Annotated in this window: 10 protein-coding genes; 7 read left to right on the top strand and 3 right to left on the bottom strand. The window is 73.4% G+C overall.

Features of this window, described 5'->3' with window-relative positions; genetic code table 11:
* The first annotated feature begins 135 nt into the window (after window positions 1-135).
* Both LW587_RS13920 and LW587_RS13915 read left to right on the top strand, forming a co-directional pair.
* Complete coding sequence (locus tag LW587_RS13920; protein WP_232630184.1) at window positions 136-861, top strand: YidB family protein; 726 nt, start codon at window positions 136-138, stop codon at window positions 859-861.
* Window positions 862-1,012: 151 nt separating this feature from the next.
* Entirely contained in the window at window positions 1,013-3,286 is a 2,274-nt protein-coding gene (locus tag LW587_RS13915; protein ID WP_232630189.1) for a hybrid sensor histidine kinase/response regulator, read from the top strand.
* Between the two features lie 157 nt (window positions 3,287-3,443).
* On the opposite strand, the gene LW587_RS13910 is transcribed toward LW587_RS13915, so the two are convergent.
* From LW587_RS13910 to mutM, 3 genes are all read right to left on the bottom strand, one after another.
* The gene (locus LW587_RS13910; RefSeq protein WP_232630183.1) at window positions 3,444-3,743 is read right to left on the bottom strand and encodes a hypothetical protein; all 300 of its coding nucleotides are present in this window, start codon (window positions 3,741-3,743) and stop codon (window positions 3,444-3,446) included.
* Window positions 3,744-3,919: 176 nt separating this feature from the next.
* Entirely contained in the window at window positions 3,920-4,132 is a 213-nt protein-coding gene (locus LW587_RS13905) for a hypothetical protein (protein WP_232630182.1), read from the bottom strand.
* A gap of 122 nt (window positions 4,133-4,254) precedes the next feature.
* Window positions 4,255-5,154, bottom strand: a complete 900-nt coding sequence (gene mutM / locus LW587_RS13900; RefSeq protein ID WP_232630181.1) for a bifunctional DNA-formamidopyrimidine glycosylase/DNA-(apurinic or apyrimidinic site) lyase — start codon at window positions 5,152-5,154, stop codon at window positions 4,255-4,257.
* Window positions 5,155-5,460: 306 nt separating this feature from the next.
* Between mutM and ubiE the strand changes: the two genes are divergently transcribed.
* The 5 genes from ubiE to LW587_RS13875 all read left to right on the top strand — a co-directional run bounded on the left by ubiE (window position 5,461) and on the right by LW587_RS13875 (window position 11,225).
* Window positions 5,461-6,258 (top strand): bifunctional demethylmenaquinone methyltransferase/2-methoxy-6-polyprenyl-1,4-benzoquinol methylase UbiE, encoded by a 798-nt coding sequence (gene ubiE, locus LW587_RS13895; RefSeq protein ID WP_232630180.1) that lies wholly within the window; start codon window positions 5,461-5,463, stop codon window positions 6,256-6,258.
* Between the two features lie 25 nt (window positions 6,259-6,283).
* Window positions 6,284-7,846: a 2-polyprenylphenol 6-hydroxylase gene (ubiB, locus tag LW587_RS13890; RefSeq protein ID WP_232630188.1), complete on the top strand. Its 1,563-nt coding sequence runs from the start codon at window positions 6,284-6,286 to the stop codon at window positions 7,844-7,846.
* A gap of 84 nt (window positions 7,847-7,930) precedes the next feature.
* Window positions 7,931-9,013 (top strand): hypothetical protein, encoded by a 1,083-nt coding sequence (locus tag LW587_RS13885; protein WP_232630179.1) that lies wholly within the window; start codon window positions 7,931-7,933, stop codon window positions 9,011-9,013.
* Window positions 9,014-9,081: 68 nt separating this feature from the next.
* On the top strand, window positions 9,082-9,333 hold the full coding sequence (locus tag LW587_RS13880) for an acyl carrier protein (RefSeq protein ID WP_232630178.1): 252 nt from the start codon (window positions 9,082-9,084) through the stop codon (window positions 9,331-9,333).
* A 5-nt stretch (window positions 9,334-9,338) separates the two neighbouring features.
* On the top strand, window positions 9,339-11,225 hold the full coding sequence (locus LW587_RS13875; protein WP_232630177.1) for an HAD-IIIC family phosphatase: 1,887 nt from the start codon (window positions 9,339-9,341) through the stop codon (window positions 11,223-11,225).
* The last annotated feature ends 110 nt before the right edge of the window (window positions 11,226-11,335 follow it).

The raw sequence follows: 11,335 nt of genomic DNA, 5'->3' as shown, positions 1-11,335 counted from the left end.
CCAAGGCTCTCGCGCGACACATCGAGCGCCTCGGCTTCTCATGTGCCATCACACCCGAAGAGACAGTTTCTATTTAGACCGAAACCGCGGCCCGGTCCGGGCCGTTGATGCGCCGACGGCACGGGGAGAACGGGAATGGGACTGCTCGATCAGGTCATCGGCGGGGTCGTCGGGCAGGTTCTCGGCGGGGGGCGCGGCGGCGCGCTGGCCTCGCCGGTGGTCAAGGCGCTCCTCATGCTGCTCCTCGCCAAGGGCGCGAGCGGCGGGCTCGGCGACATCTTCGGCGGCGGCCGCGGCGATGACCGGGCGGGCCCGGCCCCCCGCGAGCCCGACCGGCGCGAACCCGAGTGGCGTGAACCGGACCGGGACGACGGCGACCTCGGCGGGTTCGGCCAGGGCCGGGGCGGCCCGCCGCAGGAGCGCTCCCAGGGAGGCGATCCCGGCGGCGGCGCGTTCAGCGACCTCGCCGGGATGCTCGACGGACCTGGTGATCGCGGGCCCGGTGAACGCGGGTTCGACGACCGCGATTCGGGCGCCGGCCCCTACGCCCGTCTCGACCGCGACGGGGCCCGGGAGGCGGGGGCCGAGGCGAGCGGTCTCGACGGTCTGATCCACGGCTTCGAGCGCAGCGGGCTCGGCGACGTGCTCGCCTCCTGGATCGGCCATGGCCCCAACCAGCCGCTGCCGCCGAACCGCCTCGCCGATGCCCTCGGACCGGACACGGTGACGTCCCTGAGCCGGGAGACCGGCCTGTCCCGCGACGATCTCCTCGCCCAGCTCGCCCAGGCCCTGCCCGGCGTGATCGACGCGCTGACCCCCCAGGGCCGCGCCCCGGGCCCCGACGAGCGCCGGGGCTGGTGAGGCCCGGCCCCGGGCCGGATCTCCCGCCGGTCTCGCGGCGTTTCGCCCACGCGTCGAAGCGTGAGCGTTGACGCGGGGCCCAGTCTCACGCCAGCTTCGGCGTGATAGAGTTTGCGCTGTGATCGAGAGCCCGCTCCCCCGCACCGAAGAGATGGCGGCCGCCCCCTGCCTGCCGGAGGCTCTCGCCCGCGCCCAGGACGCGGCCGGAATCGGCCTGTTTTCCTTCGATCCGGCGACGGGGCTGCTGCATCCCAACCCCGCCTTCTGTCGCCTGCACGGCCTCGACGTGCAGGCGAGCCTGCCGGCGGCGGCCGTCGCGGCGCTGGTCCTGCCCGAGGACCGCCCCGCCTTCGCCGCCGAGGGGGAGGCCGTCTACCGCATCCGGCGGACGGCGAGCGGGACGGTGCGGTGGCTCGCACGCAGCACCGTCCCGGAGGCGCGCGGGTCCGGCGAAGGGCCCGCCCGCGTGGCCGGCGTCGTGCGCGACGTGACCGCGGAGCGGGCCGGAGGGGCGGAGCTCGCCGGACGCGAGCAGCATTACCGCACCCTGTTCGAGCAGATGGACGAGGGCTACTGCGTCATCGAATTCGTCGACGGACCGCACGGCCCCCAGAGCGACTACGTCCATGTCGAGGCCAACCGCGCCTACGCCCAGCATGCCGGCATCGAGAACGTCGTCGGGCAGCGCCTGCGCGAGATCGTGACCGACGGTGAGGCCGACGGCTGGGTCGCGCTCTACGGCGAGGTGCTGCGCACCGGCACGCCGATCCGGGTCGAGCGCGAGCTCGTCGCCACGGGCCGCTATCTCGAAGTCGCCGCCTTCCGCTTCGAGCCGCCGAGCCGGCGGCAGGTCGCGGTGCTGTTCCAGGACGTCACCTCGCGCCGCCAGACCGAGCACCGGCTCCACTCGAAGGCCGCCCATCTCGAGGCGCAGGTGAATGCCCAGCGGCGCGACCGCGACCGGGTCTGGGCCCTCTCGCCGGTGCTGAAGGCGGTGACGGCACCCGACGGGCGGATCGCCGCGGTGAACCCCTCTTGGAGCCGCGCCCTGGCCTGGCCCGCGGAGGAGACGCTGGGCCGGACCCTGCCGGACTTCGTCGTCCCCGAGGAGCGCCCGGCCTTCGAGGTGGCTCTGGCCCTGCTCGCCACCGGCGCGGCGCAGGAGCTGGAATTGTCCTGCCTCACCGCCACGGGCGGGCAGCGGCGGGTGCTCTGGACGATCGTACCCGAGGACGGCCTGCTCTACGCCTTCGGCCGCGACATCACCGAGCAGCGCCATGCTGAGGAAGCCCTGCGCCAGTCGCAGAAGCTGGAGGCGGTGGGCCAGCTCACCGGGGGCGTCGCCCACGACTTCAACAACCTGCTCACCATCATCCGCTCCTCCGTCGAGTTCCTGCGCCGGCCCGAACTGCCGGAGGCGCGCAAGCGCCGCTACCTCGACGCGGTCTCCGACACCGTCGACCGGGCCGCCAAGCTCACCGGGCAGCTCCTCGCCTTCGCCCGGCGCCAGGCACTCAAGCCCGAGACCTTCGACGTGTGCGAGCGCCTGCGCGGCATCTCGGAGATGCTCGATTCGGTGACCGGGGCCCGCATCCGCGTCGTCACCGACCTGCCGGGCGAGCCCTGCTACGTCCGGGCCGATGCGAGCCAGTTCGAGACGGCGTTGGTCAACATGGCGGTCAACGCCCGCGACGCCATGGACGGCGAGGGCGCCCTGACCCTGCGGCTCGACGCCCCCTCTCCGCTCCCGCCGATCCGCGGGCATGCGGGGGCGGCCGGGCCCTTCGTCGCCGTCTCGGTGACGGATACCGGCACCGGCATCGCCGCCGGCGACCTGATGCGGATCTTCGAGCCCTTCTACACCACCAAGGAAGTCGGCAAGGGCACCGGCCTCGGCCTGTCGCAGGTGATCGGCTTCGCCAAGCAGTCGGGCGGCGACGTGGACGTGCGCAGCCATCCCGGCGCGGGCGCCACCTTCACCCTCTATCTCCCCCAGGTGGCGCGCCCGGACGAGGCCGCCCCATCCCGGCGCGAGCCCCCCGTCGGCGGCGGAGACGCGTCGCTGCGGATTCTCGTGGTGGAGGACAATCTGGAGGTCGGGCGCTTCTGCACGCAGATCCTGGAGGATCTCGGCCATCGCCCGGTCTGGACCGAGAACGCGGAAGCCGCGCTCGCCGCCCTGGAGGCCGACGCGGCGCCGTTCGACGCGGTCTTCTCCGACGTGGTGATGCCGGGCATGGGCGGCATCGCCCTGGCCCGCCTGCTGCGCGAGCGCGCCCCGCACCTGCCGGTGGTGCTCACCTCCGGCTACAGCCACGTCCTGGCCCAGGACGACGCGCACGGGTTCGAGCTGCTGCGAAAGCCGTACTCGGCGGAGGAACTCGCGCGGGTGCTGCGGACGGTGACCGGGCGCAGGGCCGCCTGAGCCGGCCCCTGTCCCCTGCCTCGGCCCGGCCCGGATGGAGGGGCCGCGCCTCATACCAAATCCGGTTGATCCCTTCGGGATGGCGGATTTGGGCTTCGCTCAAACGCCGCGCGGGCTTGCCTGATCCGGGCTCCGCTTTGATCAAGCGGAGCCCGGATCAGCCGCCGCCCGCGGTGTCCGGCGCGCCGGGATTGGCGATCGGCTGCTCCGGCTTCTCGGCGGTGCCGGGATTGTTGGTGATATGGGTCGAGCCGGGCGCCACCGTGCCGACCGAGCCCGGCCCGCCATGGTCGATGCCCCCCGGCTGGACGACCGTTCCGGCGCCGTCGGCGGGGCCGAGCCTCCGCTTCGGGCCGGGCGGCTGGGTCTCCGCCGGGCCGGCTTGAGCGAGGGCGGATGGGGCGAGGGCGGCGGTCGCGAGCGGCAGCGCGAGGGCTGCGAGGAACAGCGGTGTCATGGATGCTCCCGGTCGGTTCGAAGGCAGACGCCTGACCGACCGCCACCGCGAGCCCCACCGGAACGTTCAGGCGCCCGCGACGGGGCGCCCTTCCCCAAGGCGTCCTTCCCCAAGGCGTCCTTCCGCAAACGGAGAAGGCCCGCCCGAGCGGGCGGGCCTTCCTGACGTTCCGGCGCTTACTGGCCGGCGGGCTTGTTGGCGGGGGCGGGCGGCGTGCCGGGCGCCGGATTGCCCGGGGCCGGGGTGCCGGTCGGCGGCGTCGTCGGGGCCGTCGTCGTGGTGCTGCCGGCCGGGGGCGGCGGGGCGGCGGCGTCCTTCTTCTCGTCCTTGCAGGCGGTCAGCCCCAGGGCGACGAGCCCGAGAACGGGCAGCAGCCGAGAGATGCGCATGGGGTTTCTCCCTTCGATTGCGAGTAGTGCGGGCGATCCCAGAAGGCCCCGGCGACGGGCCGGACCCGTCCGGATCGACATGAAGGCGAACGGCGGGCGCGGCGAAACCGTTCCGGGCGCGATCACGGCTTCGAGAGCGACTGGCAGACCTCGCAGAAGAAGGTCGACCGCCCGCCCTGCACGATCCGCGCGACCCGGCCGGTGCAGCCCCGCGCCGTGCAGGCGAGCCCGGTCCGGTCGTAGACCCGGAACACGTTCTGGAAGCCGCCGCGCTGGCCGTCCGGCTGGGCATAGTCCCGCAGGGTCGAGCCGCCGGCCGCGACCGCCTCGGTCAGGACCGCCCGGATCTCCTTCGCGAGCCGCTTCGCCTTCGGCGTCGGGCCGCCATCGGGCTTGGCCAGCGCCCCGGCCGGCAGCGCCGGATGCAGGCCCGCCCGGTGCAGCGCCTCGCAGACATAGATGTTGCCGAGGCCCGCGATCAGGCGCTGGTCGAGGAGCGCGGCCTTCAGGGGCGTGATCCGGTGGCGGAACAGGCGGGCGATGACCGGCCCGTCGAGGGCCTCGCTCAGGGGCTCGATCCCCATGGCGGCGAAGTGGCGGCAGGTGTCGATCGCCGCCGTCGGCACGAGGTCCATGAAGCCGAAGCGGCGGGCGTCGTTGTAGGTGACGGTCGCGCCGTTCTCGAAGGCCAGCACCACGTGGTCGTGCTTGGGGCTCCCGAGCGCCCCGTCGAGGTAGAAATCGCCCGGCGAGAGGTTTCCGCCGTCGGGCAGCGCCACGTCGAAGCGCCCGCTCATGCCGAGATGCAGGATCAGGCTCTCGCCGGAATCGAGGGGCGCCGTCAGGTATTTGGCCCGCCGCCTCAGGTCGAGGACCGTCCGGCCCTCCAGCCGCCGGGCGAAGTTCTCGGGGAAGGGAAAGCGCAGGTTCGGCCGGCGCAGGGTCACGCGGGCGATGCGCGCACCGACCATCGCGGGGGCGAGGCCCCGGCGCACGGTCTCGACTTCGGGCAGTTCGGGCATGGTTTCCGGATTTGGCGGGGCGGCCCCTCGGCGTGGGGCGGGACGATAGGCTCTCCTGCGCTCCGCCGCATCGTCGGATCGCGGCGCCCTTGCGTCGCGGGCGGCGGATCGCATCGGTTTGAGACGGGGATGCAGGCCCTTGCGGAAAAAATCCGATGCGGCGCAGGATCTTAGGGACGCGGTCCGGATCCGGGGCCCGGGACGATTCCCGCCGCCGCCCGATGGCGGTTCCGGCGCGCATTCGCTATGAGGCTGGCGCTATGGGCTCGGCCAGGATGGCGGGGCCGGAGAGCGGCGCGGGATCGGATGAGCGGGACCAGCACCGGCACGGGCCGGGACACGCGAGCGGGGGCGGACGAGACCACCGCCGATTTCGGCTACGAGCGCGTGCGCCTCTCCGAGAAGCAGGCCCGGGTCGACGACGTGTTCCGCTCGGTCGCCCGCCGCTACGACCTGATGAACGACCTGATGTCGGGGGGCCTCCACCGGGCCTGGAAGTCGCACCTCATCGGGATGCTGCGCCCGTCCAGGACCCGTCCGGTCCGCCACCTCGATGTCGCCGGCGGCACCGGCGACATCGCCTTCCGCACGCTCGAAGCGGGTGGCCCGGACACCCATGTCACGGTGCTCGACATCAACGAGGCGATGCTGCGGGTCGGCGCCGAGCGCGCCGGGACGACCTATGCCGGCCGGATCGATTTCGTGACCGGCAACGCCGAGACGCTGCCGCTCCCGGCCGACACCTTCGACAGCTACACCATCGCCTTCGGCATCCGGAACGTGCCGCGCATCGACGCGGCGCTCGCCGAGGCGCGGCGGGTGCTCAAGCCCGGCGGGCGCTTCCTGTGCCTGGAATTCTCCCGGGTCGACCTGCCGGTGCTGGAGAAGATCTACGACGCCTATTCCTTCCACGTGATCCCGCGGATCGGCGCGCGGGTGGCGGGCGACCGCGAATCCTACCGGTACCTCGTGGAATCGATCCGCAAGTTCCCCTCCCCCGGCGCCTTCGCCGGGATGATCGAGGCCGCGGGCTTCTCGCACGTGACCCATCGCCGGCTCTCCGGTGGCATCGTCGCGATCCATTCGGGCTGGAAGATTTCTTGAGATCGGCCGCGAAGGGGACGCGATGATGTTCGGCGCGGTCTTCCACCTCGCCCGCGGCGCCCATGTCGGCTTCGTGCTGGCCCGCGAGGGCGGGCTGGCGCTGATCGATCCGGCCCCCCTGCCGCCGCATCTGCGCCTCGCCCTGCGGATGGGCCGCGCCCTGGAGCGGCGCGGCATCGCCCTCGACCCGGGCGCCAGCCCCCTGGAGCGGGCGCTGACCCGGCTCGGGCCCTCCTACGTCAAGTTCGGCCAGTTCCTGGCGACCCGGCCCGACATCGTCGGCATGGCCGCCGCCCGCGACCTGGAGCGCCTCCAGGACCGGGTGCCGCCCTTCCCCCAGGGGCAGGCGCTGCGGGCGATCGAGGCCGACCTCGGCAAGCCGGTCTCGGTCCTGTTCACCGCCTTCAGCGAGCCGGTGGCGGCGGCCTCCATCGCCCAGGTCCACAAGGCGACGGTGCTCGACGCCGACGGCACCCAGCGGACCCTCGCGGTCAAGGTGATGCGCCCGGGCGTGCGCGAGCGCTTCGCCCGCGACATCCAGGCGATGCGCTTCATGGCCCGCATCGTCCAGGCGCTGCTGCCCGATGCCGAGCGCCTGCGCCCGCGCGAGGTCGTCGAGATCCTGGCCCGCTCCGTCACCATGGAGATGGATCTCCGGCTCGAAGCCGCCGCGATGTCCGAACTCGCCCAGAACACCGCGGGCGACGCCGATTTCCGCACGCCCCGACCCGAATGGGTCCTGACGGGGCGGGACGTGCTGACCTCCGAATGGATCGACGGCATCCGCCTCAACGACCGCGCCGGCATCGTCGCGGCGGGCCATGACCCGAAGGCGCTCGGGCGCACGGTGATCCAGTCCTTCCTGCGCCAGGCCATCCGCGACGGCTTCTTCCACGCCGACATGCATCCCGGGAACCTGTTCGTGGACCGGGACGGCCTGCTGGTGGCGGTCGATTTCGGCATCATGGGACGCCTCGGCCATGCCGAGCGGCGCTTCCTCGCCGAGATTCTGCTGGGCTTCATCACCCGCGACTACCGCCGCGTCGCCCAGGTCCATTTCGAGGCGGGCTACGTGCCGCGCCACCATTCCGTCGACGATTTCGCCCAGGCGATCCGGGCGATCGGCGAGCCGATCCACCAGCGCCGGGCCGATGAGATCTCGATGGCCAAGGTGCTCACCCTGCTGTTCGACGTGACCGCCCTGTTCGACATGAGCACCCGCACCGAATTGGTGATGCTCCAGAAGACCATGGTGGTGGTCGAGGGCGTCGCCCGCTCCCTCGATCCCCAGCTCGACATGTGGACCGGCGCCGAGCCGGTGGTGCGCAGCTGGATCACCCGCCATCTCGGCCCCGTCGGGCGCCTCGAAGGGGCGGGGCGCGCGGCGCTCACCCTGTCCGAGGTCGTCTCCGACATCCCCGACATCGCCCAGCGCATCCGCCGCATCATGATCCGCCTCGACGAGGAGGGCGGCCGCGACCGCCGCGCCCTCGAGCGTCTCGCCAAGGCCGAGACGCGCCGGTCCATCGTCTCCGCGCTGGCCCTGTGGGCGATCGCGATCGGGGTGGTGGTGCTGGCCCTGCGGTAGGGCGGCCAGCCGCGGGCGCGCATTGCTCCCCGGCCCGCGAGGGCGTATCCGGCGGGCCCCCTGAGGCAACCTCCGCAAGACCCGATGCCCGCTGGCGCATGCCCGCCGATCCACCATGTCCTCGGCACCTTCGAGAGCATCGGCGACAACTGCGAATTCGGTCTCGTCCAGCGCTATGGCGGCGTCGACCAGCTCGGGCTGCTCAAGTTCTCGGCCTCCCGGATCGAGAACCTGATCCATGCCCTCGACACCGATTTCGAACTCTACGGGCGCGGGGACGACCTGCACCTCACCGAGCACAGCTCCGGCTACCTGTTCTGCGTGAGCCGCCGCTACGGCTTCGATTATAACACCGGGCACCGTACGGGGTCCGTGGATCCGGACAGCCTGCTCAAGAAGGAGGTCCGCAAGGTCGGCTATCTCAAGCGCCGCTTCCTCGAGGATCTCCGCTCGGGCGAGAAGGTGCTCGTGCGCAAGGACGGCGCCAACGCGACGGATGCCGGGATCGCCGCGCTGATGCGGGCCCTGCGCCGGCACGGGCCCGCGACGCTCCTGTGGGTGCGCGCCGCCGGGGCCTCGGGGCCGGTCCCGCCTTTGCGGTGGCGCGAGGACGGGCTGATCGAGGGATGGGTCGGCGACTTCGCCCCCTACGACGCCGTGGTGGCGATCGATCTTCCGCCCTGGTTCGCGCTGTGCCGCCAGGCCTGGGCGCTCGTCCGGGGGCTGCCCGCCTTACCCGCCCTCCCCCCGGCGAACCTGCTGCCGCGCTTCGGCTACCTCGCCCGCCGGCACCGGCCGGACCCGGACGCGGACCAGACCGTGTTCGGCCCGCTCGTCGATCTGGCGCCCCTGGACCGGCGGGCGGTGCACGCCTTCTCCTGCTGGGTCCGGATCCCGGGAGGCTTCCGCGGCGAGGGGCTCGCCGCCGCGATCGGCGACCGGCGGATCCGCTGGCGGGAGGCCGATCTCGGGCAGCGCGGGACGTGGCAGCGCGTCTTCGTGACCGCGACCCTGCCGGAGGGGCACGGCCGGTTGCGGGTCGGCCTCGTCGCCCGCGGCCCCGCCTCGGGCGTCTTCCACACCGCCGGCTGGCGGCTGGAGGAGGCCCCCGAGCCCTCCGCCGCCCCGCATCCGCCCCTTCCGGCCCGGATCCTGGCCCGCTTCTGACCCGCGCGTCCGCCGCACCGATCTGCTATAGGCGCCGGCCGACCGAAGCCGGTTCGACGGAAGCGCGCATGACCTCCGACGCCATCTACGCCCGCCTGACCGAGCTCTTCCGCGAGATCTTCGAGGACCCGGCCCTCGTCCTGCGGCCGGAGACCACGGCGAACGACGTGCCCGGCTGGGATTCCGGGCGGATGGTCGAGATCCTGATGGCCACCGAGGAGGCGTTCGGGATCACCCTCACGACCCGCGAGGTCGACGCGCTCGCCCGCGTCGGCGATCTCGCCGACACCGTGGCACGCAAGACGGGCGGCGGAGCCTGAGCCGCGTGCCCGACCTCGCCTGGCTGCCCGATCCCGGCCCCTGGGCGGAGCGCCTCGCGGCCCTGCGCGAGGGGGTGGGCTGGGCAGCCTTCGTGGCGCTCGCCAACACCCGGCTCACCGCGGTGCGCACCAACGCGCTGGCCCGGGCCCTCGACGCGCGCTTTTCCGGCCCGCCCGAGGGCTTGGCCCGCCCGCCGGTGCGGCTCGCGGTCCTCGGCTCGGCCACCCTCTCGCATCTCCTGCCCGCGATCCGCGTCGCCGGGCTGCGGCGCGGCCTCTGGATCGAGACCTACGAGGGGGCCTACGGCGCCTACCGCCAGGAGATCCTCGATCCGGGCTCCGGCCTCCACGCCTTCCGGCCCGACGAGATCCTCTTCAGCCTCGATGCCGGCCACGCGACCGGCGGGCTCGCGGTCGCGGACGACGCGGCGCAGACATGCCGGACCGAGGAGGCGGTCCTCACCGAGCTGCACGGCCTGTGGCGGACGGCCCGGGCGCGCCTCGGCTGCGCGATCCTTCAGCAGAGCCTCCTGCCGACGCCGGTGCCGCTCTTGGGCCTGAACGAGCGGCGCCTGCCCGGTTCCCGCGCGGCCTCGGTCGCCCGCCTGAACGCCGCCCTGCGGGCGACGGCGGCGGCCGAGGGGGTCGATCTCCTCGACCTCGACCCCGCGCTCCTGCGCCACGGCCTGGCCGCGTGGCACGAGCCGGTCTGGTGGCTGCGCGCCCGGCAGGAGATCGCGCCGGCCGCCGCCCCCCATTACGGCGACCTCGTCGCCCGGATGCTCGCGGCCCGGCGCGGGCTGTCGCGCAAGGCGCTGGTGCTCGACCTCGACAACACCCTCTGGGGCGGGATCGTCGGCGACGACGGTCCGGCGGGCCTGGCGCTGGGGCCGGGCAGCGCGGAGGGCGAGGCCTTCGCGGGCGTCCAGGCCTATGCCCGCGACCTCGCCGGGCGCGGCATCATCCTCGCGGTCGTGTCCAAGAACGACGAGGCCAATGCCCGCGAGGCCTTCGAGGGGCATCCCGAGATGGTGCTGCGGCCGTCCGACATCGCCGCCTTCCTGGCCAACTGGGACGACAAGGCGGCGAACCTGCGCCGGGTGGCGGAACGGCTCAAGATCGGCCTCGACGCCCTCGTCTTCGTCGACGACAACCCGTTCGAGCGCGACCGCGTGCGCAGCGCCCTGCCGGAGGTCGCCGTGCCGGAATTGCCGGAGGATCCGAGCGGCTATGCCGGGCGCATCGCCGAGGCCGGCTATTTCGAGGCCCTCGCGGTGACCGAGGAGGACCGGGCCCGGGGCGGCCATTACGCGGCCGCCGCCCGCCATCATGCGGCGGTGGCGGAGGCGGGCGACCTGACGGCCTATCTCGCCGGCCTCGACATGCGGCTCCTGTGGCGATCCTTCACCGCCGAGGACCTCCCCCGCATCGTCCAGCTCGTCAACAAGACCAACCAGTTCAACCTGACCACGCAGCGGATCACGGAGGGGCAGGCCCGCGCCCTCCTCGACGACCCGGACGCGCTCGCCCTCCGCGTCCGCCTGATCGACCGGCTCGCCGACAACGGCATCGTCGGCGTCGTCATCGGCCGCCGCGCGGGCGACGACCTCATGATCGAAACCTGGCTGATGAGCTGCCGGGTGATCGGGCGCGGGGTCGAGGCGGCGATGCTCGACATGCTGGCCGGAGCCGCTCGGGACCACGGCGCCACCGGCCTCGTCGGCCTCTACCGGCCGAGCCCGAAGAACGGCATGGTCCGCGATCTCTACCCGAGCCTGGGGTTCTCCGAACTGCCGTCGGAGGCGGGCGGCGATCCGCAGGAGCGCCGCTTCGCCCTTTCCCTGAGCGCCTACCGGCCGCGGGCGACGGCGATCCGCATCGAGCCCGGCTGAGCCTGCCGCCGCCGCGGCGCCGAATTCGGGGCGACGCGACGCCCACCCAGCCGCCGGCGCGGAAGGCGCTCGTTTCAACCGCGCGGATCAGCGAGCCCGGAAGCGACGCC

Source organism: Methylobacterium sp. Leaf118, assembly GCF_920984675.1.
Classification (GTDB): domain Bacteria; phylum Pseudomonadota; class Alphaproteobacteria; order Rhizobiales; family Beijerinckiaceae; genus Methylobacterium.
Note: the sequence above shows the minus strand (reverse complement) of the source record. Positions and strands in the feature narration are given on the sequence as shown.

Bases quoted from the DNA above. Each gene is read 5' to 3' on its own strand.
- LW587_RS13920 (WP_232630184.1), top strand. From the start codon at position 136: ATGGGACTGCTCGATCAGGTCATCGGCGGGGTCGTCGGGCAGGTTCTC.
- LW587_RS13915 (WP_232630189.1), top strand. From the start codon at position 1,013: ATGGCGGCCGCCCCCTGCCTGCCGGAGGCTCTCGCCCGCGCCCAGGAC.
- LW587_RS13910 (WP_232630183.1), bottom strand. From the start codon at position 3,743: ATGACACCGCTGTTCCTCGCAGCCCTCGCGCTGCCGCTCGCGACCGCC.
- LW587_RS13905 (WP_232630182.1), bottom strand. From the start codon at position 4,132: ATGCGCATCTCTCGGCTGCTGCCCGTTCTCGGGCTCGTCGCCCTGGGG.
- mutM (WP_232630181.1), bottom strand. From the start codon at position 5,154: ATGCCCGAACTGCCCGAAGTCGAGACCGTGCGCCGGGGCCTCGCCCCC.
- ubiE (WP_232630180.1), top strand. From the start codon at position 5,461: ATGAGCGGGACCAGCACCGGCACGGGCCGGGACACGCGAGCGGGGGCG.
- ubiB (WP_232630188.1), top strand. From the start codon at position 6,284: ATGTTCGGCGCGGTCTTCCACCTCGCCCGCGGCGCCCATGTCGGCTTC.
- LW587_RS13885 (WP_232630179.1), top strand. From the start codon at position 7,931: ATGCCCGCTGGCGCATGCCCGCCGATCCACCATGTCCTCGGCACCTTC.
- LW587_RS13880 (WP_232630178.1), top strand. From the start codon at position 9,082: ATGACCTCCGACGCCATCTACGCCCGCCTGACCGAGCTCTTCCGCGAG.